This is a genomic window from Nocardiopsis sp. MT53, assembly GCF_019598965.1.
Taxonomy (GTDB): Bacteria; Actinomycetota; Actinomycetes; order Streptosporangiales; family Streptosporangiaceae; genus Nocardiopsis; species Nocardiopsis changdeensis.
In genome coordinates, this window is record NZ_CP080599.1 from 7,062,752 (window position 1) to 7,089,570 (window position 26,819).

Consider the following 26,819-nt stretch of genomic DNA (forward strand, 5'->3'; position numbering starts at 1 on the left):
CCCTTCGTCCTCGGCTCTCGACTCTCCGTCCCCGCCCGACCGCTATCCGGTGATCTCCTCCCACCCCTCCTGGAGCTCGGCGCGCATCTGGTCGGAGTCCGTCTCCTGGGCGAGGAAGCGCTGGTAGGCGGGGGTGGCCACGGTGTCCTTCCACTGTGCGTAGGAGTCCACGAACAGGAACGGGGAGGACTCCAGGTAGTCGGCCGAGGCGAGGATCTGCTCCCAGCCGGGCTGGTCGTCCAGGGAGGAGGCCATGGCCTCGCGCGCGGACACGGTGGCCGGGATGAGGGAGTCGGCCTCGTTCAGCACCGCGAGGTTCTCGGTCGAGGTGAAGAACTCCAGGAACCGCGCGGCCTCCTCGACGTGCTCGGAGTCGACGTTGACCGACAGCGTCTGCGGGTTGGCCGTCTGCCAGGGGCCCGCGGGGCCCTCCAGCGGGGGCAGCACCACCCAGTCGAGGTCCTCGGGGGCGTCGGCGGCGATGTTGGTCGCCTGGAAGGAGCCCTGGACCGTCATGGCCACCTCGCCGGCGTAGAACGAGGCGAGCACCTCGGAGCCGGACTGGGAGAGGCCGACCGGGAGCATGGTCCCGTCCTCGTGCGCCATGGTCCCGACCAGTTCGGGCAGGGCCATCTCGCCCTCCCCCAGCACCAGTTCGGCGTCGGCGCCGGTGCCGTCGAAGAACGTGCCGCCGAACGACGGGGCCATGGACATGAACACGGCGGTGGGGCTGCCCAGCCCCCAGCCCAGGCCGTACCGGTCGCCGGAGGTCGTCTTCTGCGCGATCTCGCGCAGCTCGTCCCAGGTCATGGTCTCCCCGTCGGGGACCTCCACCCCGGCATCCTCCAGGATGCCGCGGTTGGCGAAGACCACGTAGGACTGCATCTCGGTCGGGTAGGCGACGACCTGCCCGTCGACCGTCACCGCGTCCAGGACGCCGGCGGGGATGTCCACGCGGGTCGCGTCGGACATGTGGTCCGACAGGTCGGCGAGGTAGCCGTCCACCGCGAAGGGGACGATCCCGGCGGCCTCGTAGTGGATGATGTCCGGCGCGGCGCCGCCGTTGAACTGGGTGATCAGCTTGTCGTAGATCCCGTCCCAGCCCGCGGGCACGATCTCGACCTGGACGTCGGGGTTCGCCTCGTTCCATTCCCGGACGATGTTCTCGGTGGCCTCGATGGCGGCGGGCTGGTCGGAGAGCGACTGGAACTGGAGCGTCACCGGCCCGCCGTCGCCCCCGTCCCCTCCTCCGCAGGCGGTGAGGAGCAGCATCGCGGCCGGGACGGCGGCGATGGACGCGGCTCGGGTGTTCATTCGGGGGTTCCTTTCCTCGGGGGTGGGTGCGGCGGAGTCCGCGCGGGGTCAGCCCTTGACGGCGCCGGCCATCAGCCCGCCGGTGAGTTTCCGCTGCATGAGGGAGAAGAAGACGATGCTCGGGACGGCGGCCAGCACCGATCCCGCGGCCAGCGGCCCCAGCGCCACCTTGCCCTCGCCGCCGATGAACATCTTCAGCGTGATGGGCAGGGTGTAGTTCTCCGGCGACTGGAGCAGCACGAGGGCGAAGAAGAACTCGTTCCAGGAGGACACGAACGCGAACATGGCCGTGGCGGCGACCCCCGGGACCAGCAGGGGCAGGACGACCAGCCGCAGCACGTCCAGGCGTCCGGCCCCGTCCACGGAGCCCGCCTCCTCCAGGTCGACGGGGATCGCGGACACGTACCCCTGGAGCATCCACAGCGCGAACGGCAGCGTGTAGGTCGTGTGGACCAGGATCAGGCCGCCCAGGCTGTCGGTGAGGCCCAGGGTCCGCAGGATCAGGAACAGCGGCAGGATGATGAGGATGACCGGGAAGACCTGGCTGACCAGGATCCAGCCGACCCCCGCGCCGCGGACCGCGCCCTTGAGCCGGGCCAGGACGTAGGACGCGGGCAGGGCGATGAGGACGACCAGGCCCGTGGAGGCCAGGGCGACCAGCAGGCTGTTGCCCGCGGAGCGGACCAGCCCCTGGCGTTCCAGGGCCCGGGCGTAGTTGTCCCAGCGCCATTCGCCGGGCAGCAGGGACACGGTGAGCGAGTTGAGCTCGGCGGACGACTTCAGCGACGCCGAGATCAGCCACAGCAGCGGGAAGCCCAGGAAGACGATGTACGCGGCCAGGGCGAGGTACTGGGCGGGACGGACGAGGGTTCGCACGGGTCAGCCCACCTTGCCTTCGCGGTCTTCGCGGAACTGCGACCACAGGTAGAGGGCCAGCAGCAGGACCACCACAACGACGAGCACCACGCCCATGGCCGCGGCGTAGCCGATGTTGCGGTTCTTGAACGCCTCCAGGTACGTGAACAGCATCGGCAGCATGGTCCGGCCACCGGGCCCGCCCTCGGTGAGCACGTACACCAGCGAGAACGAGTTGAAGTTCCAGATGAAGTTCAGCGAGGTGATGGAGGCGATGATGGGGCGCAGGCTCGGCAGGGTCACCCCGGTGAATCGGCGCCAGGGGCCGGCGCCGTCCATGGCGGCGGCCTCGTACAGCTCGCCCGGGATCTGCTGGAGCCCGGCGAGCAGGGTGACGGTGGTCTGCGGCATGCCGACCCAGACCCCGACGACGATGACGGCGGGCAGCGCCGTGGAGAAGTCCGCCAGCCAGTTGATGTCGTCGGGCAGTCCGATCGCGCCCAGGGCCGCGTTGAGGGGGCCCGCGTTGGGCGAGTAGATCATCTGCCACATGATCGCCACGACGACCGGCGGCATCGCCCAGGGGATGAGCGCCAGGACCCGGGTGAGCCCCTGGAGGCGCAGTCCGGAGTCGAGCAGCAGGGCCAGGCCCATCCCGGCGGCGAGCTGGAGCAGGGTCACCGACACGGCCCACACCATGCCGATGCGGAACGACTCCCAGAAGAAGCCGTTGTCCAGCAGGCGCACGAAGTTGTCGAAGCCGACCGGGTCGTAGTCGGGCCTGCGCACGAGGCGGGCGTCGGTGAAGGCCAGGCCGAGGCCGACGACCAGCGGGGCGACGCTGAGCACGAGGATCGGCAGCAGCGAGGGCATGACCAGGGCGGCCGCCTCGCGGCGGCGGGCGCGGGCCATGCCGCCGGGGCGCGGTGCCGGGCGGCGTCCGGCGGGGCCGGGCCGGGTGCGGGTGCCGCCGGAGGCGGTCGGCATGGGGGTCCTCACGAGTCCCCCTCGGTGTCGGCGGTCCCGCGGTTCCCGGCGGTCCCGGGCGCTTCGGCGTCACCGGCGCCGGTGACGGAGGTCGACTCGCGGACGATGAGCCGGGGGCCCACCCGGATCTGCCGGGTGCCCTCCTCGCGGCCCTCGGCCAGGTCGAGCATGATCCGGGCGGCGGAGCGGCCGCGTTCGGCCGAGCCCAGGGAGACGCTGGTCAGGGTCGGCTGGAAGACCCGTCCGAACTCCGTGTCGTCCATGCCGGTCACGGCGAGGTCCTCGGGGACCGACAGGCCCCGCTCCCGGGCGGCGCGGATGGCGGCGATCGCCAGCAGGTCGTTGGCGGCGACCACCGCGTCGAGGGGGTCCCCGGCCTCGGCGGCGCCGTCCAGCAGGCGCCGGGCCGCGACCACGCCCGCGGCGACGGTGAAGTCCCCGGCCACCTCGACGGCGGGGCGCGGGGCGTCCTCGTCGTCGGCGGTGGCCATGTCGAAGCCGCGCTGGCGGGCCTCGCCGGGGGTGGTGTCCAGGGGGCCGTTGAGGAAGCCGATGCGGCGGCGGCCGATCCTGCGCAGGTGCAGGACCGCCTGGCCGATACCGGCGGCGGAGTCGGTGGAGACCGAGTCGATGCCGTGGGCGTCGAGCTGGCGGCCGACGACGACCACGGGCACGTCGCGCTGCTGGAGGGCGTCGATGAGCCGGTCGTCGGTGCGCAGCGGCACGAGGATCATGCCGTCGACGAACCCGCCGCTGAGGCTGCGGACCAGCTCGGTGGTGGACTCCGTGGTGCCGCCGGTGGACATGACGACGACGCGGTACCCGTGCGGGGCGAGCACCTCGTGGATCGCGGTCATCATCTCGACGTAGACCGGGTTGCCGATGTCGGCGACGGCGAAGGCGATCTGGAAGGTCTTCTTCATGCGCAGCGAGCGCCCGATCGCGTCGGGGCTGTAGCCGAGCTCCTCGGCCGCCGCGCGCACCCGTTCGACCATGGCGGCGCTGGCGCCGCTCCCGTGCAGCGCACGGGAGGTGGAGGCCAGGGAGACCCCCGCCCGTTCCGCCACCTGGATCAGGGTGGCCCGTGAAGAGGTCATCGAAGCTCCAGTCACGATCCGCCGAGGAGAGTGAAAACGTTTCCAGGCCGACCGTAGGGAGACGCAGGCCACACTGGAAACGTTTCCAGGAAGCTACATCCGCCGCCTTCGCCACGTCAAGTCCGATGTGTACACAGAAAGGTCCCGGATCCGGGGCGGCCCGGAGGCCCCGGGCTCAGAGGTGTTCGGGCAGGCCGAAGCGCCGGAAGAGCGAGGTGTCGAAGAACATCGCCGTGTGCCGCACGCCGCCGGGCGCCAGGTCCAGCACCTTGAGCCCGAACGCCCGGTGCACGCCCTCCCCGTCGCGCATGTACAGCCCGAACCCGGCCTGCCCGTTGGCCTCGACCGGCACCAGCACCATGTCGCCCGCGGCCGAGGCCGGGCAGTGCACGGAGATCAGCTCCGCGATGTGCGCGGCCCCCTGGACCCAGGTGCGGAACGGCGGCATCTCGAACACCGCGTCCTCGGTGAACACGGCGGTGATGGCCGAGACGTCGTAGGTCTCGAACGCCGCCACGTAGCGGGCCAGGATCGCCTTGGCCTCGGCCGGCTCGACGATCTCCTCCTCCACCGGGGCGTTGCGGGACAGCTGCGCCCGGGCCCGCTGGAGCAGGCTGTTGACCGCCGGGACGGAGGTCTCCAGGATGTCGGCGACCTCGGCCGCGGACAGCCGCAGCACGTCGCGCAGGACCAGCACGGCGCGCTGGCGCGGCTGGAGGTACTGGAGCGCGGCCACCAGGGCCAGGCGCACCCCGGTGCGGGCGGCGACCACGCTGCCCGGGTCGTCGGCGCCGACCAGGGAGTCGGGCACCGGCTCCAGCCAGGGCACCTCGGGGCCGTCGGCCAGCTCGGCCGACGGGTCGGCGGCGGGCCCGCCCAGCCCGGTGGGCAGGGGCCGCCGCCGACGGCGCTCCAGTGCGGTGAGGCAGGCCGTGGTGGCGATGCGGTGCAGCCAGGTGCGCAGGCTCGACCGGCCCTCGAAGCCGTCGTAGGCCTTCCACGCGCGCAGGTACGTCTCCTGCACCAGGTCCTCGGCGTCGTGCACCGAGCCGAGCATCCGGTAGCAGTGGGCGTACAGCTCGCGCCGGTAGGGGTCGGCGAGCCTGGCGAAGTCCTGGTCGGTCGTCTGTTCCACCACGACCGACACGCTACGCCTCCTGTATGACAGAAACCACGTTCCCGGCCGGGTCGGTGAACCACGCGACCGAGGGCGTGCCGTGCGCGATCCCCTTCTCGTCCTGGTCGAACCCCTCGTAGCGCAGGGTCCGCACACCGCGGCGGGCCAGTTCGTCCACCACGGCCCCGATGTCGTCCACGACCAGGTTGAGGACCGTGTAGGTGGCGGGCACGTGGTCGGGCTTGGGGTAGACGAGGATCGCCCGCCCGTCGCCCAGGCCGATCTGGACGAGCCCCTCCTCCTCCATGCCCTCGACCGGCCGCACGTCCAGTCCCAGGGTGCCCCCGTAGAACTCGCGCGCCTTTGCGGTGTCCGGCACCGCGAAGGACCCGAAGGCCCGGCTGCCGTCGAACATGTCCCCTCCTAGGAATCGGTCTCGGTCGCGGCCATGGCCGCGCGGTCCGCTTCGCCGAGCTGGATGATCTGGACGTAGTTGCCGTCGGGGTCGGCGGCGGTGGCGAACAGGCTGCCGCCGCGGTCCTCCAGCGGCGCGATCCACGAGGTACCCAGCCGGTCCATGCGCGCGGCGACGGCGCGGGCGTCGTCCACGTCGAAGTTGATGATCATGCGGGCGGCGTCGGCGGCCTCGGGGCCGACGTCGTCGCGGCGGTCGATGAGCAGGTGGAAGCGGCCGAACCGCAGCACCCGGTAGGAGTCGACGTCGTCGTCGGAGTGGGGCTCCAGGGCCGCGGCGTACCAGTCGTGCAGGCGGTCGGGGTCGGTGCTGGCGAGCAGCATGCTGTCGAGGTTGGCCATGGTCTCTCCCGGGAAGTGTGCGAGCGGGTCCTAGTCGTTCACCCGTACCGACCCGTCCGGGGCCCCGGACTCATCGGGTGCGGCGGGTTTCTCCGGGACGCGCAGCAGGACCAGGGCGGCGGCGCCGAAGACGGCCATGGCGACGGCGCCGATGCCCCCGGCCAGGTTGAGCCCGGCGGTGAACGCCTCACGGGCCGGGCCGAGCAGGGCCGCGGCGAGGTCGTCGGGCAGGGTGCGGGCGGTGTCGACGGCCTGGGCCAGGGAGCCCGCGGCCGCGTCGGGGACCCCCTCGGGCAGGGTGAACCCGGCGCGGTAGACGGCGGCGGAGAGGCTGCCGATGAGCGCGATGCCCAGGGCGATGCCGAGTTCGCCGCTGGTCTCGGACATGGAGGCGGCGGCGCCGGCGCGTTCGGCGGGGGCCGAGCCGATGACGATGTCGGCGACCAGGGCGGCGCCGGGGCCCAGCCCGACCGAGGCGAGCAGCAGCCCGGCCATGACGGGGAGCTCCCCGTCCTGGGCGGGCGCCAGGGCCAGCACGGCGAACCCGGCCGCGGTGACGAACATGCCGCCGCCGATCACGGTGGCGCGGCCGATCCGGGCGGCCAGGGGCGGGGCCGCCAGGGTGGCGGCGATCATCGCCAGCGACGGGGGCACCAGCCACAGTCCGGCGGTGAGCGGCGGGTACCCGGCGACGAGCTGGAAGTACTGGCTGATGAGCAGGAAGGTCCCGCCCATGGCCAGGGCCCCGGCCGCCATCACGGCCAGGGCGGCGCCGAAGGCGGGCGCGCGGAACAGGCGCAGGTCCAGCAGCGGGTCGTCCAGGCGGAGCTGGCGGCGGACGAACAGCGTCCCCGCGGCCAGTCCGGCGGCGACGGTGAGCAGGGGGACGGCCGGGGCGTGGCCGTCGGCGAGCGTCTTGAGGCCGTGGACGACGGGCAGCACGGCGGCCAGGGACAGGGCGACGCTGGTGAGGTCGAGGCGGCCGGGGTGGTCGGCGCGCTGTTCGGGCAGCAGCAGCGGCCCGCACACCAGGAGCAGCACCATCACGGGCACCCCGAGCAGGAACACCGACCCCCACCAGAACCAGTGCAGGAGCACCCCGCCGACCATGGGGCCGATGGCGGTGCCGCCCATGAAGCAGGCGCTCCAGACGGCGATGGCGGCGGCCCGGTGGCGCGGGTCGGGGAACATGCCGCCGATGAGGCCGAGGGTGGAGGGCATGAGGGTGGCCCCGGCGACGCCCATGAGGGCGCGGGTGGCGATGAGGACCTCGATGGTGGGCGCGAACGCGGCGACGGCGGAGGCCGCGCCGAAGGCGGCGGCGCCGACGAGCAGGAGCCGGCGGCGGCCGATGCGGTCTCCCAGGGTGCCCATCGTGACGAGGAACCCGGCGACCATGAAGCCGTAGGCGTCCACCGCCCACAGCAGCTGCGGCCCGGTGGGGGCCAGGTCGGCGGCCAGGTGGGGCAGCGCCAGGTACAGGACGCTCATGTCGATCGAGAGCAGCAGGGTGGGCAGGGCCAGCACGGCCAGGCCGAACAGGGCCCGCCGGTCGGGGCGGGCCGCGGGCGCGGGCGCGGCGGGTTCGGGTTCGGTCACGGGGTCCTCCGGTCCGGACGGGATCGTTCACACGTACGGACCCGGGAGGGCCGCGGAACTCATCGCGCCGCACCGGCGGATCTCCGCCCGCACCCGCGGGGGCCGGTCAGGCCGGGCGGTCCGCCCGGGCCCGGGCCTGGTGGCGGGCGGCCTTGGCGCGGTTGCCGCACCCCGCCATGGAGCACCAGCGGCGGGTGCCGTTCTTGGAGGTGTCGAAGAAGTACAGGACGCAGTCGGGGTGGCCGCAGCGGCGGATGCGGTCGGGGGCCCGGAGCAGGTCGAGGTAGTCGGCCGCCGCGGCCCAGGCGGGCCCCCAGGAGGGGTCGTCGAGGTCGACGGCGGTGTCGGGGCCCTGGCGGCCCAGGAGCCGGCGCACGCTGCCGTGGGCCAGGGCCTCGTTGAGCCCGGCGGCCGCCGCGGGGGATCCGGGTTCGGCCACGAGTTCGGCGAGGGCGTCCCGGACGCGCAGGAGGGGCGGCAGGAAGGCCTCGTCGGCGGGGAAGCGGTCGGTGAGGCCGTTGTCGGCGAGCCACCGCTCCAGGCCGCCGGGGACCCGGAGGAGGTCGTGGTCGACCCCGCCCGCGATCCACCGGGTGTTGAGCAGGTCCATGGCGAGCGGTTCGCCCCGGAGCGGTCGGTCGAACACCGGTCCCGCACCCCCTTCCTCCGTCGGCGGGCCCGTGGCTGGAGCCCGCGGTGGCCGGATGCTACCAGCCACCTGCGATAACCACCTAAATGGATTTTACCGGTTGACTCCGGCTGCGACTAACCCCTAAATTTCCTTTCAACGGTTAGACCGGCGAACCAAGGAGAACCGACATGGCACCGACCGCCCTCACCACCGGGCATGTGGGCCTGAACGTCACCGACCTCGGCCGCTCCCGCGACTTCTACGTGCGGGTCTTCGGCTTCGAGGTCCTGGGAGAGGGCGACGAGAAGGGGCGCGAGTTCGCCTTCCTCGGACGGGAGGGGAGGCTGCTCCTCACCCTGTGGCGGCAGGCGGACGGGCCCTTCGACCGCGCCTCCTCCGGCCTGCACCACCTGTCCTTCCAGGTGGAGGACATCGAGGAGGTCCGGGCCGCCGAGGGCGTGCTGCTGGACCTGGCCGTGGAGTTCGCCTACGACGGCGTGGTCCCCCACGGCGAGGGCGCCGCCTCCGGCGGGATCTTCTTCCACGACCCGGACGGGATCCGCCTGGAGATCTACGCCCCCTCCGGGGCCGGGACCGCCCCCGCCCCCGCCGGCGCAGCGCCCACCTGCGGCTTCTTCTAGAGGACACCCGACGGCGGGCGCCCCGTGCGCCCGCCGCACCGGCCGCGCCACGACCACTCGGACCACAGGAGGGACCATGGGAACCCGCTACCACCCCGGCGAGCGCGCCGTCCAGGAACGGGCGGGGCTGGCCGACCAGGCCGCCTTCTCCGACGGGGCGATCCGCACGGAGATCCCCGACGTCGCCGCCGCGTTCCTCGCCGAGCGGACCTGGCTGGCGGTCGGAGCCGTCGACGGCGGCGGTGACCCGTGGTGCTCCCTGCTCGGCGGACCGCCCGGCTTCCTGCGCGTCACCGGCCCGCGCACCCTGGAGGTGGACGCCCTGCCCGGGGCGGGCGACCCCCTGGACGGGCCGCTCGGGCGCTCCCCCGCCCGCATCGGGCTCCTGGCCGTCGATCCCGCGACCCGGCGGCGGATGCGGATCAACGGGGCCGCCCACCCGCGCCCGGGAGGGCTACGCGTCACGACCGACCAGGTCTACTCCAACTGCCCCAAGTACATCCAGAAGCGCGTCCCGCGCCCGGTGCCGGCCGGCCGGCGGGGCACGCCCGCCGCCGGGGACCGCCTGACCCCGGAGCAGCGGGACCTGGTGGGCTCCGCCGACACCTTCTTCATCGCCACCGCGGCCTCCGGGGGCGACGCCGACGCCAACCACCGCGGCGGCTCGCCGGGGTTCGTGCGGGTCCACTCCCCCGGCCGGCTCTCCTGGCCCGACTACGCGGGCAACGCCATGTTCAACACCCTGGGCAACCTGTGGGGGCGGCCGCGGGCGGGTCTGCTGTTCCCGGACTGGGAGACGGGCGCGGTCCTCCAGCTCACCGGCACCGCGCGCATCCACTGGGACGGCACCGACCGCACCGTCGAGTTCGGGGTCGAGCGCACCGTGTCCACTCCCGGCGCGGGCCTGCTGTCCCCCGGCTCCCCCCTGTACTCCAAGTTCAACCCGCCGGTCACCCCGGCCGCCCCGAACGGAGACCCCCGATGAGGATCCACGTCGACCGCGCCGCCTGCGACGACAACGGCCGCTGTGTCTTCGCCGCCCCCGACGTCTTCTCCTTCGACGACGACGAGAACCTCGTGTACGACCCCGCCCCTCCCCTCGGGCGGTCCGCCGCCGTCCTGCGGGCGGCCGCGGACTGCCCGCTCCGGGCCATCACGGTCGAGGGGGCCGGGGAGTGAGCGGCGGCCCCGGCCCGGTCGTGGTCGTCGGGGCCGGCCTGGCCGGGCTGCGGGCCGCGACCGCCCTGCGCGACCTGGGGTACGCGGGCGGCCTGACCCTCGTCGGCGACGAGCCCCATCCCCCCTACGACCGTCCGCCGCTGTCCAAGGAAGTGCTGACCGGGCGGCTGCCGGCGGCCGCCGCCGAACTCCCGCTCCCCTCCGGCCTGGACGCGCGCCTGGTCCTGGGGCGTGCCGCCGTCCGGCTGGACCGGGCCGCCCGCACCGTCGTGCTGGACGACGGGACCCCGCTGCGGTACGGCGGGCTGGTGGTCGCCACCGGCGCCTCGGCCGCCCCGTGGCCCGGCCCGGGCGTCCCCCCGGAGCGGGGCGTGCACCTGCTGCGCGGGCGCCGCGACGCGGTCGCGCTGCGCGGGGCCCTGCTCGCGGGAGGGCCCGTGCTGGTGGCCGGCGGGGGCTTCCTGGGCTGCGAGGTCGCCTCGGCGGCCCGGTCGATGGGGCTCCCGGTCACTCTGGTGGACCCGGCCGGGTCCCCCCTCGAAGCGGCTGTCGGCCCGGCGGCCGGGTCCTTCATGGCCGCCGTGCAGGCCGACGCGGGGGTCGACCTGCGTATGGGCGCCACCGTGGCGGAACTCCCGGACCACCGGGGGTCCGCCCTGCTGTCGGACGGGACCCGGGTGGCGGCCCGCACCGTCGTGCTCGCCCTGGGCGCCCGCCCCAACACGGCGTGGCTGCGCGGCTCCGGGCTCGGCCTGGACCCGGTCAGCGGAGCGCTGCTGTGCGACGGCCGCAGGAGGGCGCTGGACCACCGCGGCTCGCCCGTTCCGGGGATCGTGGCCCTCGGGGACGCGGCGGCGGCACCACACCCCTTCCCCGGCCCGGGGGCGCCCGCGCACCTCGCGCTCGGGCACTGGAGCGAGGCGGTCGACCACGCCGCCACGGCCGCGGCGGCCCTGCTGGGCGGGGCACCGCCGCGGGAGCCGGGGGTCCCGTCCTTCTGGTCCGACCAGTTCGGGCTGCGCATCCGGTCGGTGGGGGTGCCCCGGGCCGCGGACACGGCCGAGGTCCTCGAACACGACCTCCCGAACCGGCGCCTGGAGGTCGTCTACCGCCGGGGAGGCCGGACGGTCGGCGCGCTGACCGTCGGCCGGACCTCCCGGCTGGCCGCCCACCGCCGGCGGATCGCCCGGGGTCTCGCGGGTCAAGAAGTGTCGACCGATTCCGGGATCGCCGTTGACAGACAGGCGTGACCTGCGTTGATAGCGTCGAGCGGTCGGCCGGCCACCGGACGTGTCCAACGGTGCGCCCGGCCCCGCCGAACCGCCGACAGGCAGGAGAACACCCGATGCGAGCCGTGGTCTTCGAGAACTACGAGCAGTTCCCGTCGCTGACCGACGTCCCGAGGCCGAAGCCGGGCCCGGGCGAGGTGCTGCTGCGGGTGGCGGGCGCGGGCGCCTGCCACTCCGACGTGAGCGTCTACCGGCACTTCAAGGAGGGCTCCCCCGGCGCGCAGAAGCCGCCGTTCGTGCTGGGGCACGAGAACTCGGGCTGGGTGGAGGAGCTCGGCGAGGGCGTGAGCGACCGTGTCAGGACCGGCGACGCCTACCTCGTGTACGGGCCGATCGGCTGCGGCCACTGCCGCAAGTGCGCGCGCGGCCAGGACACCTACTGCGAGAACGCCGCGACCATGCCCTATCTGGCCACAGGCCTGGGCCGCGACGGCGGCATGGCCGAGTTCCTGACGGTCCCCGAGCACCACCTGGTGCCGCTGGGCGACGCCGACCCGGTGGACGCCGCCCCGCTGTCGGACGCCGGGCTCACGCCCTACCACGCGATCAAGCAGGCGCTGCCGCACCTGGCGGGCGGCGGCCGGCACGCCCTGGTGATCGGCCTGGGCGGGCTGGGGCAGATCGGCGTGCAGATCCTCAAGGCGCTGACCGGGGCGACGGTGATCGCCACCGACGTCAAGCCCCAGGCCCTGGCCCGGGCGGAGGAGAACGGCGCGGTGACCGTCGCGGGCGGCGACCGGCAGGTGGAGCAGATCCGCGAGATCACCGGCGGCCGGGGCGTGGACGCGGCGTTCGACTTCGTCGGCATCACCCCGACGATCGCGACGGCGACGGCGACCGTCGCCCAGGGCGGGCGGGTGACGGTGGTCGGCATCGCGGGCGGCACCCACGAGTTCTCGTTCTTCACCAACCCCTACGAGTCCTACGTCACCAACACCTACTGGGGGACGGTGGAGGACCTGTGGGAGGTCGTGGACATGTACCGGGCCGGGCAGATCCGCCCGGAGGTGGAGCGGTTCGGCATGGAGGACGCCCTGGAGGCGTACCGGCGGCTGGAGGCCGGGGAGATCTCCGGCCGCGCCGTGGTGGTGCCCCACGCGGGGTGACCCGCGCGCCGAACGCCCGGACCCGTGGGGGTCCGGGCGTTTTCGTACGCGCACCGGTCTCGGTAGAGTGCGCCCGACCGATACCGGGCCGGGAAGGCGGAACAGGTGGATCTGGGAATCGCGGGCAGGACCGCGCTGGTGACGGCGGCGAGTTCGGGGCTGGGGCGGGCGATCGCCGTGGCCCTGGCGGCCGAGGGTGTGAACGTGGCGGTGACCGGGCGCGACAAGGAGCGGCTGACCAGGACCGTGGAGGACTGCGACGCCCACGGGACGTCGGCCCTGTCGGTGGAGTGGGACCTGGCCGACCACGGCCGCGCCGAGGAGGTGGCCGCGTACGTGGGCGACCGGCTGGGGCCGGTGGACATCCTGGTCAACAACACCGGCGGCCCGCCGCCCACCCCGGCGCTGGGCCAGGAGCCCGGCCTGTGGGAGGACATGTACGGGGCGATGGTGCTGCCGGTGATCCGGCTGACGGACGCCGTGATCGGCGGGATGCGCGAACGCGGCTGGGGCCGGGTCATCACGAGCACCTCGGCCGGGCCGATCGCGCCCATCCCGAACCTGGGGGTGTCCAACACGCTGCGGGCGTCGCTGCACTCCTGGTCCAAGACGGTGTCGGGCGAGGTGGCCGCGGACGGGGTGACGGTGAACGTCATCGTCCCGGGCCGGATCACCACCGCCCGCACGGACTCCCTGGACCGGGCGCGCGCCGAGCGGGAGGGGCGCACCGTGGAGGAGGTCGAGCGCGAGGCCGCGGCGACGATCCCCGTGGGCCGGTACGGCCGGGCCGAGGAGTACGGAGCTGTGGCGGCGTTCCTGGCGAGCGCGCAGGCGGCCTACGTGACAGGGTCGGTCATCCGGGTGGACGGCGGGGCGATCCCCACCGTCTGACCCGGGCGCGGCCGCCCCGGCCCCGCCGGGGCGGCCGCGCACCGGTCTTCCCGTCACCGCCTCCGGGACCGGTGCCTCGCGGGGTCCGCGGGTCCGGGCGGTTCAGGGACAGCGGGGAGGGCGGGGAGGGCGGGGCACGAAGGCGCTGGTGCGGGCCTCGTACTCGGCCCAGCCGGGGCGCCCGCGCATGTGCTCGTCCAGCAGGCGCTGCCCCGAGCCGCGGGTGAGGAGGTAGGTCATCACCAGCGGGGCGGGCAGGGCGAGCAGGGTCCAGGGACCGCCCGAGGCCGCGACGAGGAACAGCCCCCACCACACGCAGGCGTCGCCGAAGTAGTTGGGGTGGCGGGTCCACGCCCACAGGCCCCGGTCCATGACCCGGCCCCGGTTGGCCGGGTCGCGGCGGAAGGCGGCCAACTGGGCGTCGCCCGCCGTCTCGAAGGCGAACCCGAGCAGCCACAGGGCGGCGCCCGCCGCCGCCCACCAGCCGAGCGGTCCCGGCGCGTGCGCGGCGAACTGGAGCGGAAGCGAGACCAGCCAGACCAGCGCGCCCTGGAGCAGGTACACGACGCGCAGCGCGTACAGGTCACGGTCCCCGGGGGCGCGGGAGAGCAGGCGCTCGTAGCGCGGATCCTCGCCCGAGCCCCGGGAGCGCAGGCCGATGTGGACGGCCAGCCGGGTGCCCCACACCGCCGTCAGGGCGAGCAGCAGCGCGGGGCGCAGCGGGTCCCCGGTGGCGGTGGCCAGGCAGACCGCCGCCACGAGGACGAACGCCGGTCCCCAGGCGACGTCGACGACGCTGTGCCGGCCCAGCCGCCGCCCGGCGGCGAAGGCCGCGAGCATGAGCAGGAGCACCGCCGCCGCGGACAGGGCCGAGGTCAGGGCCAGGGCGGCGGGGTTCACGCCGTCCCCTCTCCGGGACCGGGCCGGCGCGCGGAGATCTGGTGGACGCCCATCCGCCCCTCCTCGAACGCCAGAGCGCCGCCCGCCAGGTACAGCCGCCAGGTCCGCGCGGCCTCCTCCCCGGCCAGCGCCACCAGGTCGTCGTAGCGCCGCTCCAGCTCCGCCGACCACGCGCGGGCGGTGCGCACGTAGTGCTCGCGCATCGAGCGCACCCCGGTCACCTCCAGGCCGGCGTCCTCGATGAGGCCCACCGTCTCGCCCAGGGGGCGCATGTACATGTCGGGGGCGATGTAGCGCTCGATGAACGGGCCGCCGCCGGGGTGGTCGCCCCCGCGGGACATCTGCTGGACCAGCAGCCGGCCCCCCGGCCGCAGCAGGGACCGCAGCCGCCGGGCGAACGGCGCGTACTCGTCCCGGCCCACATGCTCGCCCATCTCGATGGCCGCCACGGCGTCGAACCCGCCCCGGTCGATGTCGCGGTAGTGGCGCAGCCCCACCTCGACCCGGTCGTGGAGGCCCTCGTCGCGGACCCGCGCGGCGACGTGGTCGCGCTGGGCCGCCGACAGGGTCACCGCGGTCACGTGCGCGCCGAAGCGGCGGGCGGCGTACAGGGTGAGCGAGCCCCACCCGCAGCCGACGTCGAGCAGGCGCGCACCCTCCCGCAGCCCCAGCTCCCGGCAGACCAGGTCGAGCTTGGCACGCTGGGCGTCGGCGAGGGTGGCGTGGGGGTCGTCGTCGGGCCAGTAGGCGCAGGAGTAGGCCATGGTCTCGTCCAGCAGCAGGGAGTAGACGGCGTTGCCCGCGTCGTAGTGGTGCGAGATGGCGGCCGCGTCGCGCTCGCGGGAGTGTGTGCGCCCCCGGAGCCGGGCCTCGCCGCGCGGGCGCGGCGGCGGGGCGCCGACGGCTCCCACGGCCAGCAGCGCACGGGCCGCCCCCGCCCACTCGCCGGGTCCGGGCGGGGAGGCGCGGTGGCGGCGGACCGCGGCGCCGACCCGGCGCAGCGCGTCGGTGAGGTCGCCCTCCACGTCCAGGGCGCCGCTGACGTAGGCGCGGGCCAGGCCGAGCTCGCCGGGGCGGGTCACCGCGTACCGCAGGGCGTCGCGGTCGCGCAGGACGGCGACGGGCGCGTCGGCCGGACCGGCCTCGCTGCCGTCCCAGGCGCGCAGGCGCACCGGCGGGTGGCCGTCGAAGAACGCGGCGAGCACCGGGGCGAGGAAGTGGGCGACGCCGCGCGGCCGGCCGCGGCGGGCGGCGGGGGCGCTCATCCGGCACGCTCCATGACGATCTGCTCCACGTCGATGATCCCGGAGCGGAACCCGGCCTCGCAGTAGGCGAGGTAGAAGTCCCACATGCGCTGGAAGACGGGGTCGAAGCCGAGCCCGGCCACCCGGTCCGCGGCGGCGTCGAAGGAGCGCCTCCACACCAGGAGGGTGTCGGCGTAGTCCGCGCCGAACGCGTGCCGGTCGACCACCCGCAGGGACGTGCGGTCGCGCACCTGCCGCTCGATGGCGGCCACGGAGGGGATGAGCCCGCCGGGGAAGACGTACTTGTGCATCCAGGTGTAGGAGTGCCGGGAGGCCCGCATCAGCCGGTGGTCCATGGTGATGGACTGGATGCCGACCCGGCCTCCGGGGCGTACCAGCCGGTTCAGGGCGGAGAAGTAGGCCGACCAGTAGTGCTCGCCGACGGCCTCGATCATCTCCACGCTGATCACGGCGTCGTACTCGCCGTCCACGTCGCGGTAGTCGAGCAGCAGGACGTCGGCGGCGCCGTCCGCCCCGGCCTCGGCCAGCCGCCGCACGGCCAGGTCCCGCTGCTCGGCGGAGAGGGTGACGGTGGTGACGCGGGCACCGCGCCGGGCCGCCCGCAGCGCCAGGGACCCCCACCCGGTGCCGATCTCCAGCAGGGTGGTGCCGGGACCGGCTCCCACGGCGTCCAGGAGGCGGTCGATCTTGCGTTCCTGGGCGGCCGCCAGGGTGTCCGGGTCGCGCGGGCCGGGTCCGTCGAACAGCGCCGCGGAGTACGTCATGGTGCGGTCCAGGAACAGCGCGAAGAGGTCGTTGGACAGGTCGTAGTGGTGGCCGATGTTGCGGCGGGCCGCCTCCCGGGTGTTGCGCTCGCCCCGGCCCCGGCGCGGCAGGGTGATGTGGCGCAGGGGTCGCAGGGGGCGCGGGACCAGGTCCGTGTAGTGCTCGGCCAGCCGGGTGAGCAGGGCCACCGGGTCCGGGGAGTCCCACTCGCCCGCCATGTAGGACTCGCCCAACCCGATGAGCCCGCCCGCGCCCAGTCTGCGGTGGAACGCCTCGGGGTCGCGCAGGCACAGGACGGGGGTGCCGGTGCCCGGGTCCCGGACGGCGGCGGGGTCCTCGGTGATCCGCACCCCCGCGCGGCGCGCGGCGTGGCGGGCCAGGGCGCGTGCGGCGGCGGCGCGCAGGCGGGACCGGGGCACCCGGGCGACGTCGGGCCAGCGGCGTGCGTCGACGGCGGCGGGCGGCGCCGGGGGCGGGGTCGTGGTGGTCATGGTCGTGCACCTGTCTTCTCGTGTGCGGTGGTGTCGTGGTGGTCCGGCCTCGGGTGGACCGGGACTCCGCGCAGGTAGAGGCCGATGCCCCGGGTGCGGATGCGGGCCGCGCCCACGAGGGGGGCGAGCGGGCGGCGCAGGGCCAGGCGGAGCAGGGAGGCGGGGGTGGCCGGGACGCGGCGGCCCCGCACCGAGGCGGCGAAGGGGGGAGCCCCGCCGGTGTGGAGCGTGACGGTGAGGGAGAGCCGCTCCCCCGGCTCGGGCAGGGCCAGGCGGTAGGTCCCGTCGACCCCGTGGAACGGGGAGACGTACATGGCCTTGGCGGTCTCCGCCCGCCCGCGCGCGTCCACGTCGAGGAGGTAGCGGTGGCGGTCGCCGTAGGTGTTGTGCACCTCGGCGACGACGCGGGCGAGGGTGCCGTCGCGGCGGTGGCACCAGTAGACGGTCAGCGGGTCGAAGGCGTACCCGAGGACCCGGGCGTGGCCGAGGACGAGGACCGGCCCTCCGTCCAGGGGGGCGCCCGCCCCGGCCAGGTACTCCTCCAGGTCTGCTCGGGAGGCCCGGTGGCCGAAGCCCGCCAGGGGGCGCAGCGGCCACGGGAGCCGCGGCGGGTGGTCGAGGTCGGTCAGCCAGTAGTAGGTCCGGTGCGCGAAGGCGGAGCGGACCGGGGCCGCGCGGACGTGCCGGACGACGGCCTCGTAGAGGGCGGGCGCCGCGGGGGCGCTCACCAGGTCACCCCCAGGCTCTCGGCGGCGCGGACCCCGGAGGCGCAGCCGTCCTCGTGGAAGCCCCAGCCGTGGTGGGCGCCGGCGAAGGCGACGGTCCCGTCGTTCAGGTCGGGCAGGCGGTGCTGCGCGGCCAGTGCCGCGGGTGTGTACACCGGGTGCTCGTAGTCCATCTCCGCCAGGACCAGGCGGGGGTCGACGCGCCCGTCGTCGTTGAGGGTGACCAGGTGGCGGCGCCGGCCGGGCAGGTGCTGGAGCCGGTTCATGTCGTAGCTGACGCGGACGGCCCCGGCGTCGGGGTCGCAGGAGGGCAGCCGGTGGTTCCAGCTCGCCCGGACCACGGGGTCGCGGGGCAGCACGGAGGTGTCGGTGTGCAGCAGGGTCCGGTTGCGGGAGTAGCGGAACGCGCCCAGCACCGCGCGCTCGTCGGGGGTGGGCCGCTCCAGCAGGGACAGCGCCCGGTCGGCGTGGACCGCGACGACGGCCGCGTCGAACTCCAGGACGTCGCCGCCCGCCCGCAGGCGGACCCCGCCCGGGCGGCGCTCCAGCGAACGGACGGGTGCCCCGGTGCGGACCACGTCGAGGTTCTTGGCGATCCGCTCCACGTAGGAGCGCGAGCCGCCGGCGACCGTCCGCCACCGGGGGGAGCCCCAGACGCCGAGCATCCCGTGGTTCGCCAGGAAGGCGAACAGGTACCGGGCGGGGTAGTCCAGTGCGGTGCCGGGAGGGCAGGACCACACCGCCGACACCAGGGGCACCAGGAAGTGCGCCACGGTGTGGCGGCTCAGGGAGCCGTCGGCGGCGAACTCCCCCAGCGTGGGTCCCGGGCCGTGGTCCGGGGCGGCCAGCAGGGCACGGGCGGCGCGGTGGAATCGGGGGATCTCGACGAGCATCCGCAGGTGGGCGGCGCCGGCGCGGGATCCGGTGGGCAGCAGGGCGCGGGCTCCGCGCGAACCCGCGTACTCCAGGCCGCAGCCGTCGCAGGACACCGAGAGGCTCATCTCGGCGGGCCGGGTCTCCACGCCCAGCTCGTCGAAGAGCCGGACCAGGTGGGGGTAGGTGCGGCGGTTGTGGACGATGAAGCCGCTGTCCACGGAGAGCTCGCCGCCGTCCTCCCCGGTGAGCCGGTGGGTGTGGGCGTGGCCGCCCAGGCGGTCGTCGGCCTCCAGCAGGGTGACCTCGGCCCGCTCGCGCAGGATGTGCGCGGCGGTCAGCCCGGAGACCCCGGAGCCGATCACGGCGATACGGCGGCGGTGGGTGTGCCTGTCCTGGACCACACGTGTCCCTTCGGTGGGGGCTGGTACCGGGTATTCGGGCCCGGCCCGGCCGCGGATGGGCGGCGGCACCGGAAAATACTGTGACCTGCGCCACAGGGCCGCGAGAGCACCGGAACAGGAGCGGTTCTGGACAGCGAGGGGGTCGCGGCGGCACCGTGGACGAATGCGCGCACTACGAGCGATCGACCGCCTGGACCGCAGGATCCACCGCTTCGTGACCGGCCTGGGGCCGCCCGCACTGGACCCCTACACCCCGAAGTTCGTGCAGGCCACGGACAACATGGCCCCGTGGTTCCTGGTGTCGGCGACGCTGGCTGCCACCGGCGGCCCCCGGCTGCGGCGCACCGCCCTGCGCGCCATGGCCGCGGCCGCGGCCGCCAACGCGCTCTCCGCCGGGGTCAAGCACCTGACCGACCGCGGCCGCCCGGACCTGGCGCGGGTGCCGCGGGCCCGGATCCCCTACCGCGACTACCGCAGCTCCTCCTTCCCGTCCGGGCACACGGCGGCGGCCGTCGGCTACGCGGCGGGGATCGGCGCCGACGCCCCGCGCCCGCTGACGGCGCTGGTGGCGGCGCTGGCCGGGCTGGTGGCGGTGTCCAGGGTGCACAGCGGGGTCCACTACCCCGGCGACGTGCTGGGCGGTGCGGCCATCGGGCTGGCCGCGGGGCTGGCGGCGCGCGCGGTGGTGCCGCCCCGGCCGGAGCTGGTCCACGGCGCCGAGACGCTGCCCGCGGGCGTGCACAGCGAGCCGGCCCCGGCCGAGGACGCCCTGTCCACCGGGACGCTGCCCGGGACCGGCGTGACGGTGGTGGTCAACCCCCGCTCGGCCGACCTGCTCCCGACTGCGGTCACCGAGGGGCTGCCCGGGCCGGCGACCGGCGGGACGCCCTCGAAGATCGCGCGGGCGCTGCCGGGCGCCACGATCGTCGCCCTTTCCGAGGACGACGACATCGCCATGGTCATGGACAAGGCGGCGGAGGCGGGCTCGGTGCTGGCGGTGGCGGGCGGCGACGGCACCGTCAACGCGGGGGCGCGCGCCGCGATGGACCACGACCGGCCGCTGCTGGTGATCCCCGACGGCACGCTCAACAACTTCGCCCGGACGCTGGGTCTGACCTCGGTGGACATCGCGCTGCGCGCCTACTCCGGCGGCCACCTCGCCCGGGTGGACGTGGGCGAGGTCGACGGACGCCTGTTCCTCAACACCGCGTCGTTCGGCTCCTACCCGCGCATGGTGGAGCGGCGCGACCGGTGGGCGCCGCGGATCGGCAAGTGGCCCGCGTTCGCCCTGGCCCTGTGGCACGACCTCCGCGAGGTCTCGCCCGTTCCGGCGGTGGTGGACGGGCGCGAGACGAAGGTGTGGTGGGCGTTCGTGGGCAACGGCCGCTACCGCACGCACGGCCGGGTCCCGGCACTGCGCGAGAGCCTGGTGGACGGCCGCCTGGACGTGCGGGTGCTGGGCGCCCGCTCCCCGTTCCCCCGCCTGCGGGCGGCCGTGGACGTGCTGCTGGGCCGCCACTGGCAGGGCGAGGGCTACCGGGAGGGGACCGTCCGGGCGCTGGAGCTGGTCCTGCCCGAGGAGCCGCGGCTGCTGGCCGTGGACGGGGAGGTCGTCGAGGGCTCCCGGACCGTGCGGTTCACCAAGCGGCCGGCGGCGCTGCGGGTGTTCGTCCCGGCCTCGGGAGCCTGAGGGCCGTCAGCGGCGGCGGTCGCCGCCGCAGTCGCCGATGAGCAGCGCCAGCCCGGCGCCGACCAGCCAGGAGTCCTTGGCGATGGGCGTGCCCTCCTGGGTGGGCAGCAGGGTGCCCGGGCGGCGCAGGCCCGGGGTGCGCAGGTACAGCCCGACCAGTCCGGCGCCGAAGGCGGCGAGCCCCGCCCCCGCGAGCCTGCTCGGCACCAGCGGCACCAGCAGGGCGGTGCCCAGGGCGATCTCCCCGGCGGACAGGGCCTTGACGAACGTGGTGGGGTCGACGTCCTTGAGGAAGGGGTAGGTGCCGGCGGCCATGCCGTGCATGCCCCGTGCGGTCTCCTCGTCGGCGCCGCGCTTGGACAGGCCGGAGTTGAGGATGAACGCGCCGGTGGCCAGGCGCAGGGGGATGTCGCTGATTCTCGTCGGAAGTCGCATGTCGTCTCCGTGGAACGGGCGCTGATGACGCGGGGCGATCAGAATGCTACCCAGCGCAGCGCCCGGGGGCGGGGAGACCCGCCGCCCGCCTCCCGACCCGGGGTCAGAGGCCGGTGACGATCTCCTCCAGCGCCTGCCACGCCAGGTCGGTGTCGCGGTCGCGCGCGTGCGGGCGGGAGAAGGCGTCGGCGAACTCGGCGATGTCCTGCAGAGTCCAGCGCAGCCGGTACAGGTCCAGGCGGTCGGGGTCCACGGGGTGGCCGGAGGCGTCGCTGTAGCGCTCCAGGTCGGCGGCGTCCTCCGCGACCAGCCACAGGTCGCGTTCGGGGGCGGCGGCCCCCACGGTGTCCCAGTCCACCAGCAGCGGCCGGGGGCCGCGCCAGACCACGTTGCCGGGATGGGGCTCGCCGTGGGTGACGACCAGCGGGGCGTCGGCGAGCCGGGCGGCCCGGCGGTCGTACTCCTCCAACCGCGTGCGCACCCGCTTGGTGTGCTCGGCCAGCAGCCGGGCGGCGGGGCCGGAGTAGGGGCCGTGCGCCCCGATCAGGGAGGGGTCCTCCAGGACGGCGTCCAGGTGGGCCCGGTGCCCGATCTCCGCGGGTGCGGCGGGCACCCCGCGCAGCGGGGCGACGCGGTGCAGCCGGGCCAGGGCGTCCAGCAGCAGTCCGCGCAGGTACGGGGTCAGGGGGCGGCCGAACTCGCCGGAGGCGCCCTCCACGTACGGGAAGAGGCTGAGCACCCGGTCGCGGCCCACCGCCCGGACGGTCCGCCCCTCGGGGGTGCGCAGCGGTGCCACGACGAACCCCAGGCCGGAGTCGTCGTGCAGCCGGGCCGCGGTGTCCATGGCCGCGGCCAGCCGCTCCCGGGCCTGCACCGGGGTCGGCCCCAGGTAGGCCTTGCGGGACAGGTCGGCGACGGTCGCGAACCAGCGCCGCCCCGAGGTGTCGGTGACCCGCCAGTGGTGGTCGGCGAAGCCGACGGGCAGGTGGGTGAGCGCGACCGGGCGGATGCCCCACGCGCCCAGGGCTTGTGCGATCCGGTCCTCGTGGAGGTCTGGCAACTCCCGCATGCCGCGAAGCTACCAGTGCTCTCCCCGCGGCGCAGGGGTTTTCCCGGGGTTGCCCGGACTCCGCCCGCCCGCGTCAGGCCACCAGTCCGTACAGCCGGACCGTGTCGGCGCCCCGGACCACGGTGACCAGCGCGCCGGGGACGGCCACCGCCCGGTGGTCGCCCGCGTCCGGGCCCGGCGGCTCCGGCCGGGCCCCGCCGGGCGGGTCCAGGACCAGGAGCCGGGGATCGCCGTCGAAGGGGACCGACCACAGCGCCGGGGCGCCGCTCCCCTCTCCCGCGCCGGCCCGGCCCCCGCCGGAGGGCACCGCGACCGCGCCGGGCAGCCCCACGGCCGGGCCCGGACCGTGCTCGGACACCTCGTCGCCGGGCAGGGCGGCGGTCTCGACGATCTCCCCGGCCGGGTCGACCCTGTGGAACAGCACACGGTCGGCGGCCGTCTCCGCGACGACCGCGCCGGAGGTGTCGGCGCCCACCAGCACGGACCGGCCGTCGGTCCAGGACTCGCCGGTGATCCGCACCGCGTGCGACCCGTCGCGCGGGTCCAGGGCCGCCGGGGCGCTCCCGCCCGCGAGGGGGCCGGCCACCACCGCGGGGCGCGCCTCGGGGTCCGCGGCCGGGCCTCCGGTGCGCAGCGCGGGGAAGTCCCCCAGCCCGGGCAGCTCGCGGGTCCAGCGCTCCCCGCCGTTCCGCGGGTCCAGGGCGGTGACCACTCCGGTCAGGTGCGTTGCGGGGGTGTCGGCGGGCCCGGTCGGGGAGGCGACGGACGGCGAATCGCGGGGGGCGCAGGCGTAGGCGACCAGGAACACGTCGGGGGTGCGCAGGGTGTTGTCGGCGTCCCACTCCCGCCGGGGCCCGCAGACGCGGCCGGGCCGCTCCGGGACGGTGAACGACCACTCCTCCCGGAAGCCGGAGGTGTCGCGGGCGCTGATCCGCGGCGGTCCGTCCCCCTCCTGCCAGGAGTACACCAGGGTGCCGGGGCCGGCGGCCAGGACCCGCGCGTCCGCGCCGTCCGGCGGGGGCGGGGTGGTGAACGCCTCCACCGTGGCTCCGCGGGCGGTGTCCAGCTCCACCCAGGCCAGGGCGCCGGTGCGCCCGGGGTCGTCGGGGTCGCCGTGGGCGACGTGCACGCGGGTGCCGCCGCCGTGGACGGAGGCGCGGGCGTCGGCGCCGCGCAGCCGGTAGCGCCACAGCTCCCCGCCGGTGGCCCCGTCCAGGGCGACCACCCCGTCGTCCAGGACGACGACCGGGCCCAGGGTGCCGGGCAGCACGTCCACCACGGCTCCGTCCCCGGGCGGCGTCCAGGACCAGGCGACCTCCGCCGCCCGCGCGGGGACCGGCGGGGCGGTCCCGGGGACGGTGGCGGCGACGGTGTGGTCGACCATCAGGGACAGGGTCAGGGCGCGCACCCCGAACCCGGCGACCAGGGCCAGCACCAGCCCGGCCGCGGCCGGGGGCAGGGAGCGCCGCCGCGGGCGCGCCCGCATCCGGCGCCGCCCGGCCGCCACCATCAGCAGTCCCGTCCCCGCCGCGGAGAGCGCGGCCCACCAGGGGACCTCGGGGGCGAACGCCAGCGCCGCCCCGCCCAGGCACAGCCCGGCGCCGCACCAGCCCAGCGGGCCGCGCGGGGAGGTGTCCTCGGTGTCCCGGCCGACCGTCGGGTCCTCGACCACGCACGCCTCCCCTCGCACCGGCGCACGCGCGCCGACCATACGACGCGCGGGTGGTGCGTTCGGTTTTCCGGCGGACGCCGCGCCCGCCGACCGCAACGGATGATCCCCCCGAATCCGGACGGTATTCCCGTGGCCGCCCCGCCGCGGCCCCGCCGTCGGTAGCCTGGCGGACCGCGCACCGGCGACGAGGAGGATCGGCAATGGCAGGGAACACCGCGACCGGGCCCGCGGCGGCCGCGCTCACGGAGGTCGCCGAGGGGGTGCACGCCTGGGTCCAGCCCGACGGCACCTGGTGGGTCAACAACGCCGGGGCGGTCGTCGGCCGGGACGGGGTGCTGGTCGTGGACACCTGCGCCACGCACGAGCGCACGCGCCGGTTCCTGGCCGCCCTGGACGCGGCCACCGGGGGCGCGCCCGTGCGCTGGGCGGTCAACACCCACCAGCACGGCGACCACGCCTACGGCAACTCACTGCTGCCCGACACCGCCGCGCTCATCGGCCAGGCCGCCATGCGCGAGGCGCTGCTGCACGACCCGATCTTCGAGGACTGCCCGCCCGTCTGGGAGCCGCGCCCCGACTGGGGCCCGGTCGCCCGCCGGCTCCCCTCCATCACCCTGGACCGGGAGCTGACCGTGCACGTGGGCGGGCGCCGGGTGGAGCTGCGCCACCCCGGGTACACCGCGCACACCCCCGGCGACGTGGTGGCCTGGCTGCCCGAGGAGGAGGTGCTGTTCACCGGTGACCTGATCTTCCACGGGCTGACCCCGCTGGTGTTCATGGGCTCGGTGCAGGGGGCGCTGCGGTCGCTGGCGTGGCTGCGCTCCTTCGAGCCCGCGCACGTGGTGCCCGGCCACGGGCCGGTGTTCGGCGCCGCCGACCTTGACGCGGTGCTGGCCGCCCACGAGCGGTACTACCGGTTCGTGCTGGCCGCGGCCAGGGAGGGGGCCGCCGCCGGGCTGAGCCCGCTGGAGAACGCGCGCGCCGTGGACCTGGGCGAGTTCGCCGGCTGGGGCGACGCCGAGCGCATCGTGCTCAACCTGCACCGCGCCCGGGCGGACCTGGCCGGGGAGCCGATGGACCTGCGCGCCGCGCTGGACGACGCCGTCGCCTGGAACGGCGGCCCGCTGCCCACCACTCTGTAGGCCGCGGGGCCGGGACGTGCGGAATGTCGGGAGCGTGCGGTTCACTGGGCCGCACACCCCCGTCACCCACCCCCGGAGCCCCGCGTGGACACCCTCGAACTCGACACCCGGGCGGTGCGCCGCCTGGCCGTGCGCCGCCAGCACCTGTCCGGGCCCCGCCTCCGCCCCGGCCCCGACGGCCTGCGCGAGGTGCTGCGCGACCTGCGCTGCCTCCAGATCGACCCGATCGGCGTGGTCGCCCGCAGTCACGAGCTGGTGCTGTGGAGCAGGCTGGGCGGGTACCGGCACGCCGACCTGGACGCGCTGCTGTGGGAGGAGCGCTGGCTGTTCGAGTACTGGGCGCACGCGGCGTCGATGGTGCTCACCGAGGACCTGCCGCTGCACCGGCGGCTGATGCGCCGCCACCCGGGCGAGGGCTCCCGTCTGGAGGCGTGGGCCGAGGCCAACGGGGAGCTGCGCGAGCACGTCCTGGACCGGCTGCGCGAGGCCGGGCCGCTGCCCACCGACGGGTTCGAGGACCGGGCGGCGGTGCCCTGGGAGTCCACCGGGTGGACGGCCGGGCGCAACGTGGAGCGGATGCTGGAGCTGCTGTGGTTCCAGGGGCGGATCATGGTGGCCGGGCGGCGCGGGCGCACCCGGCTGTGGGACCTGGCGGAGCGGTGCCTGCCCGCGTGGGCGGACCGGTCGGAGCGGACCGACGCCGAGATCGAGGAGCGGTCGGCCGAGCACGCGCTGCGGGCCCTGGGCGCCGGGCGGGCCCGGGACGTGCGCCGGCACTTCGTGCGCGAGCGGTACGGGGACACGGACCGGACGTTGGAGCGGCTGGTCGCCCAGGGGCGGGCGGTGCGGGCACGGGTGAAGGGGAGCGCCGAGCCGTGGTTCGTGCACGCCGACGTGCTGCCGCTGGTGGAGGAGGCCGCGGGCGTCGGGTGGGAGGGGCGGACGACGCTGCTCTCGCCGTTCGACAACCTGCTGTGCGACCGGGAGCGGACGTCCCTGCTGTGGGGGTTCGACTACGTCAACGAGATGTACACGCCCCGGGCGAAGCGGCGGTTCGGGTACTACGTGCTGCCGGTGCTGCACGGGGACCGGCTGGTGGGGCGGGTGGCGGCCCGCGCGGACCGGCGGCGCGGGGTGCTGGAGCTGGAGGGCGTGTACGCCGAGGCGTGGGTGGACGACGAGGAGGCGGCACCGGGGCTGGCGGAAGCGGTCGAGGGCCTGGCCGGGCTGGCCGCGGTGGGGTCGGTGGCCTGCACCGGCCCGGTGCCGCCGGTGTGGCGGTCGGCGCTGGCCGCCCTCTGCTAGAGGTCGAAGACCAGGCAGGTGGAGGAGGCGGTGGCCACGACCTTGCCCGACTCGTCGCGGACGTCGCCCTCGGCGAAGGCGACGCGGCGCCCCGGCTTGGGCACCCACCCGCGGGCGGTCAGGGTCGTCCCGGCCGTGACCGGGCGCAGGTAGTTGACCTTGATCTCGATCGAGGTGTACCCGGACCCGGCGGGCAGGGTGGTCTGGACGGCGCAGCCCGCCACCGTGTCGAGCAGGGTGCAGACGTAGCCGCCGTGGACGATGCCCAGGGGGTTGTAGACGGAGTCGTCGGGGGTGCCGGTGAAGACGATCTCGCCCTCCCCGACCGACACGAGGTCGAACCCCATGAGGGCGGCGATGGGCGGCGGGGGCAGCTCGCCGCCGGCCATGGCGCGCAGGTGCCCGGCACCGGTGAGGCCCTCGCGTCCGGCGGCGACGACCTTGGGGTCGTACCAGGTCACGGTCTTCTCGCGCGGCTCTCCCCAGGCGCCGGGGGCCGGTGTGCTGTCGGTCATGGACGCACCCTAACAGGTCGGTTTGTTTTTCCAACTCGGTGGGGTG

General features: G+C 75.5%; 27 protein-coding genes. 9 read left to right on the forward strand and 18 right to left on the reverse strand.

Features of this window, described 5'->3' with window-relative positions:
- Nucleotides 1-42 precede the first annotated feature (42 nt).
- From K1J57_RS31445 to K1J57_RS31485, 9 genes are all read right to left on the reverse strand, one after another.
- Nucleotides 43-1,314 (reverse strand): ABC transporter substrate-binding protein, encoded by a 1,272-nt coding sequence (locus K1J57_RS31445; protein WP_220562308.1) that lies wholly within the window; start codon nucleotides 1,312-1,314, stop codon nucleotides 43-45.
- A gap of 48 nt (nucleotides 1,315-1,362) precedes the next feature.
- Nucleotides 1,363-2,190, reverse strand: coding sequence for a carbohydrate ABC transporter permease (locus tag K1J57_RS31450; RefSeq protein WP_220562310.1), 828 nt, complete (start codon nucleotides 2,188-2,190; stop codon nucleotides 1,363-1,365).
- A gap of 3 nt (nucleotides 2,191-2,193) precedes the next feature.
- Nucleotides 2,194-3,156 (reverse strand): carbohydrate ABC transporter permease, encoded by a 963-nt coding sequence (locus K1J57_RS31455; RefSeq protein ID WP_220562311.1) that lies wholly within the window; start codon nucleotides 3,154-3,156, stop codon nucleotides 2,194-2,196.
- An 8-nt stretch (nucleotides 3,157-3,164) separates the two neighbouring features.
- Nucleotides 3,165-4,253 (reverse strand): LacI family DNA-binding transcriptional regulator, encoded by a 1,089-nt coding sequence (locus K1J57_RS31460; RefSeq protein ID WP_220562313.1) that lies wholly within the window; start codon nucleotides 4,251-4,253, stop codon nucleotides 3,165-3,167.
- Between the two features lie 175 nt (nucleotides 4,254-4,428).
- Nucleotides 4,429-5,400 (reverse strand): sigma-70 family RNA polymerase sigma factor, encoded by a 972-nt coding sequence (locus K1J57_RS31465; RefSeq protein WP_220562314.1) that lies wholly within the window; start codon nucleotides 5,398-5,400, stop codon nucleotides 4,429-4,431.
- Nucleotide 5,401: 1 nt separating this feature from the next.
- Complete coding sequence (locus K1J57_RS31470) at nucleotides 5,402-5,785, reverse strand: VOC family protein (protein WP_220562315.1); 384 nt, start codon at nucleotides 5,783-5,785, stop codon at nucleotides 5,402-5,404.
- Nucleotides 5,786-5,793: 8 nt separating this feature from the next.
- Entirely contained in the window at nucleotides 5,794-6,186 is a 393-nt protein-coding gene (locus K1J57_RS31475; RefSeq protein WP_220562317.1) for a VOC family protein, read from the reverse strand.
- Between the two features lie 30 nt (nucleotides 6,187-6,216).
- Nucleotides 6,217-7,785: an MFS transporter gene (locus K1J57_RS31480; protein WP_370634560.1), complete on the reverse strand. Its 1,569-nt coding sequence runs from the start codon at nucleotides 7,783-7,785 to the stop codon at nucleotides 6,217-6,219.
- Between the two features lie 106 nt (nucleotides 7,786-7,891).
- Nucleotides 7,892-8,431 carry a CGNR zinc finger domain-containing protein gene (locus K1J57_RS31485; protein ID WP_338151185.1) on the reverse strand — a complete coding sequence of 180 codons (540 nt, stop codon included), beginning with the start codon at nucleotides 8,429-8,431 and terminating at the stop codon, nucleotides 7,892-7,894.
- Between the two features lie 173 nt (nucleotides 8,432-8,604).
- Here K1J57_RS31485 and K1J57_RS31490 point away from each other — a divergent pair, with 173 nt between their 5' ends.
- The 6 genes from K1J57_RS31490 (at nucleotide 8,605) to K1J57_RS31515 (ending at nucleotide 13,522) form a co-directional block, all read left to right on the forward strand.
- Nucleotides 8,605-9,057: a VOC family protein gene (locus K1J57_RS31490; RefSeq protein ID WP_220562318.1), complete on the forward strand. Its 453-nt coding sequence runs from the start codon at nucleotides 8,605-8,607 to the stop codon at nucleotides 9,055-9,057.
- Between the two features lie 76 nt (nucleotides 9,058-9,133).
- The gene (locus K1J57_RS31495; RefSeq protein WP_220562319.1) at nucleotides 9,134-10,042 is read left to right on the forward strand and encodes a pyridoxamine 5'-phosphate oxidase family protein; all 909 of its coding nucleotides are present in this window, start codon (nucleotides 9,134-9,136) and stop codon (nucleotides 10,040-10,042) included.
- Entirely contained in the window at nucleotides 10,039-10,236 is a 198-nt protein-coding gene (locus K1J57_RS31500; protein ID WP_220562320.1) for a ferredoxin, read from the forward strand. The genes K1J57_RS31495 and K1J57_RS31500 overlap by 4 nt, the downstream gene beginning before the upstream one ends.
- A complete protein-coding gene (locus K1J57_RS31505; RefSeq protein WP_220562321.1) occupies nucleotides 10,233-11,486 on the forward strand; it encodes an NAD(P)/FAD-dependent oxidoreductase in 1,254 nt (417 codons plus the stop codon). The genes K1J57_RS31500 and K1J57_RS31505 overlap by 4 nt, the downstream gene beginning before the upstream one ends.
- A gap of 95 nt (nucleotides 11,487-11,581) precedes the next feature.
- A complete protein-coding gene (locus K1J57_RS31510; protein ID WP_220562322.1) occupies nucleotides 11,582-12,631 on the forward strand; it encodes an NAD(P)-dependent alcohol dehydrogenase in 1,050 nt (349 codons plus the stop codon).
- A 105-nt stretch (nucleotides 12,632-12,736) separates the two neighbouring features.
- Entirely contained in the window at nucleotides 12,737-13,522 is a 786-nt protein-coding gene (locus tag K1J57_RS31515) for an SDR family oxidoreductase (protein WP_220562323.1), read from the forward strand.
- Nucleotides 13,523-13,624: 102 nt separating this feature from the next.
- On the opposite strand, the gene K1J57_RS31520 is transcribed toward K1J57_RS31515, so the two are convergent.
- The 5 genes from K1J57_RS31520 to K1J57_RS31540 are packed head-to-tail and all read right to left on the reverse strand — an operon-like array spanning nucleotide 13,625 to nucleotide 18,945.
- The gene (locus tag K1J57_RS31520) at nucleotides 13,625-14,362 is read right to left on the reverse strand and encodes a DUF1295 domain-containing protein (protein WP_220565924.1); all 738 of its coding nucleotides are present in this window, start codon (nucleotides 14,360-14,362) and stop codon (nucleotides 13,625-13,627) included.
- Nucleotides 14,363-14,418: 56 nt separating this feature from the next.
- Nucleotides 14,419-15,687: a cyclopropane-fatty-acyl-phospholipid synthase family protein gene (locus tag K1J57_RS31525; RefSeq protein WP_220562324.1), complete on the reverse strand. Its 1,269-nt coding sequence runs from the start codon at nucleotides 15,685-15,687 to the stop codon at nucleotides 14,419-14,421.
- Nucleotides 15,684-16,943 (reverse strand): cyclopropane-fatty-acyl-phospholipid synthase family protein, encoded by a 1,260-nt coding sequence (locus K1J57_RS31530; RefSeq protein ID WP_220562325.1) that lies wholly within the window; start codon nucleotides 16,941-16,943, stop codon nucleotides 15,684-15,686. Before K1J57_RS31530 ends, K1J57_RS31525 begins: the two co-directional genes overlap by 4 nt.
- Complete coding sequence (locus tag K1J57_RS31535) at nucleotides 16,940-17,671, reverse strand: DUF1365 domain-containing protein (protein ID WP_220562327.1); 732 nt, start codon at nucleotides 17,669-17,671, stop codon at nucleotides 16,940-16,942. Before K1J57_RS31535 ends, K1J57_RS31530 begins: the two co-directional genes overlap by 4 nt.
- Entirely contained in the window at nucleotides 17,668-18,945 is a 1,278-nt protein-coding gene (locus K1J57_RS31540) for an NAD(P)/FAD-dependent oxidoreductase (RefSeq protein ID WP_220562328.1), read from the reverse strand. The genes K1J57_RS31535 and K1J57_RS31540 overlap by 4 nt, the downstream gene beginning before the upstream one ends.
- 163 nt (nucleotides 18,946-19,108) lie before the next feature.
- Here K1J57_RS31540 and K1J57_RS31545 point away from each other — a divergent pair, with 163 nt between their 5' ends.
- Nucleotides 19,109-20,635, forward strand: coding sequence for a bifunctional phosphatase PAP2/diacylglycerol kinase family protein (locus K1J57_RS31545; RefSeq protein WP_220562329.1), 1,527 nt, complete (start codon nucleotides 19,109-19,111; stop codon nucleotides 20,633-20,635).
- A gap of 6 nt (nucleotides 20,636-20,641) precedes the next feature.
- On the opposite strand, the gene K1J57_RS31550 is transcribed toward K1J57_RS31545, so the two are convergent.
- The 3 genes from K1J57_RS31550 to K1J57_RS31560 form a co-directional block, all read right to left on the reverse strand.
- Nucleotides 20,642-21,070, reverse strand: coding sequence for a hypothetical protein (locus K1J57_RS31550; RefSeq protein WP_220562330.1), 429 nt, complete (start codon nucleotides 21,068-21,070; stop codon nucleotides 20,642-20,644).
- 103 nt (nucleotides 21,071-21,173) lie between these two features.
- Nucleotides 21,174-22,139, reverse strand: coding sequence for a phosphotransferase enzyme family protein (locus K1J57_RS31555; protein WP_220562331.1), 966 nt, complete (start codon nucleotides 22,137-22,139; stop codon nucleotides 21,174-21,176).
- Nucleotides 22,140-22,212: 73 nt separating this feature from the next.
- Nucleotides 22,213-23,811 carry a PQQ-like beta-propeller repeat protein gene (locus K1J57_RS31560; protein WP_220562332.1) on the reverse strand — a complete coding sequence of 533 codons (1,599 nt, stop codon included), beginning with the start codon at nucleotides 23,809-23,811 and terminating at the stop codon, nucleotides 22,213-22,215.
- A gap of 200 nt (nucleotides 23,812-24,011) precedes the next feature.
- On the opposite strand from K1J57_RS31560, the gene K1J57_RS31565 reads away from it, so the two are divergent.
- Both K1J57_RS31565 and K1J57_RS31570 read left to right on the forward strand, forming a co-directional pair.
- Complete coding sequence (locus K1J57_RS31565; RefSeq protein WP_220562333.1) at nucleotides 24,012-24,953, forward strand: MBL fold metallo-hydrolase; 942 nt, start codon at nucleotides 24,012-24,014, stop codon at nucleotides 24,951-24,953.
- A gap of 84 nt (nucleotides 24,954-25,037) precedes the next feature.
- Nucleotides 25,038-26,258, forward strand: a complete 1,221-nt coding sequence (locus K1J57_RS31570; RefSeq protein WP_220562334.1) for a winged helix-turn-helix domain-containing protein — start codon at nucleotides 25,038-25,040, stop codon at nucleotides 26,256-26,258.
- On the opposite strand, the gene K1J57_RS31575 is transcribed toward K1J57_RS31570, so the two are convergent.
- A complete protein-coding gene (locus K1J57_RS31575; RefSeq protein ID WP_220562336.1) occupies nucleotides 26,255-26,773 on the reverse strand; it encodes a PaaI family thioesterase in 519 nt (172 codons plus the stop codon). The genes K1J57_RS31570 and K1J57_RS31575 overlap by 4 nt on opposite strands.
- Nucleotides 26,774-26,819: the final 46 nt, after the last annotated feature.

Excerpts from the sequence above, each read along its gene's own strand:
- K1J57_RS31490 (WP_220562318.1), top strand. The coding sequence starts at position 8,605 with ATGGCACCGACCGCCCTCACCACCGGGCATGTGGGCCTGAACGTCACC.
- K1J57_RS31445 (WP_220562308.1), bottom strand. The coding sequence starts at position 1,314 with ATGAACACCCGAGCCGCGTCCATCGCCGCCGTCCCGGCCGCGATGCTG.
- K1J57_RS31545 (WP_220562329.1), top strand. The coding sequence starts at position 19,109 with ATGCGCGCACTACGAGCGATCGACCGCCTGGACCGCAGGATCCACCGC.
- K1J57_RS31510 (WP_220562322.1), top strand. The coding sequence starts at position 11,582 with ATGCGAGCCGTGGTCTTCGAGAACTACGAGCAGTTCCCGTCGCTGACC.
- K1J57_RS31520 (WP_220565924.1), bottom strand. The coding sequence starts at position 14,362 with ATGCTCGCGGCCTTCGCCGCCGGGCGGCGGCTGGGCCGGCACAGCGTC.
- K1J57_RS31530 (WP_220562325.1), bottom strand. The coding sequence starts at position 16,943 with ATGACCACCACGACCCCGCCCCCGGCGCCGCCCGCCGCCGTCGACGCA.
- K1J57_RS31575 (WP_220562336.1), bottom strand. The coding sequence starts at position 26,773 with ATGACCGACAGCACACCGGCCCCCGGCGCCTGGGGAGAGCCGCGCGAG.
- K1J57_RS31565 (WP_220562333.1), top strand. The coding sequence starts at position 24,012 with ATGGCAGGGAACACCGCGACCGGGCCCGCGGCGGCCGCGCTCACGGAG.
- K1J57_RS31470 (WP_220562315.1), bottom strand. The coding sequence starts at position 5,785 with ATGTTCGACGGCAGCCGGGCCTTCGGGTCCTTCGCGGTGCCGGACACC.
- K1J57_RS31500 (WP_220562320.1), top strand. The coding sequence starts at position 10,039 with ATGAGGATCCACGTCGACCGCGCCGCCTGCGACGACAACGGCCGCTGT.
- K1J57_RS31475 (WP_220562317.1), bottom strand. The coding sequence starts at position 6,186 with ATGGCCAACCTCGACAGCATGCTGCTCGCCAGCACCGACCCCGACCGC.
- K1J57_RS31555 (WP_220562331.1), bottom strand. The coding sequence starts at position 22,139 with ATGCGGGAGTTGCCAGACCTCCACGAGGACCGGATCGCACAAGCCCTG.
- K1J57_RS31455 (WP_220562311.1), bottom strand. The coding sequence starts at position 3,156 with ATGCCGACCGCCTCCGGCGGCACCCGCACCCGGCCCGGCCCCGCCGGA.
- K1J57_RS31460 (WP_220562313.1), bottom strand. The coding sequence starts at position 4,253 with ATGACCTCTTCACGGGCCACCCTGATCCAGGTGGCGGAACGGGCGGGG.
- K1J57_RS31550 (WP_220562330.1), bottom strand. The coding sequence starts at position 21,070 with ATGCGACTTCCGACGAGAATCAGCGACATCCCCCTGCGCCTGGCCACC.
- K1J57_RS31495 (WP_220562319.1), top strand. The coding sequence starts at position 9,134 with ATGGGAACCCGCTACCACCCCGGCGAGCGCGCCGTCCAGGAACGGGCG.
- K1J57_RS31525 (WP_220562324.1), bottom strand. The coding sequence starts at position 15,687 with ATGAGCGCCCCCGCCGCCCGCCGCGGCCGGCCGCGCGGCGTCGCCCAC.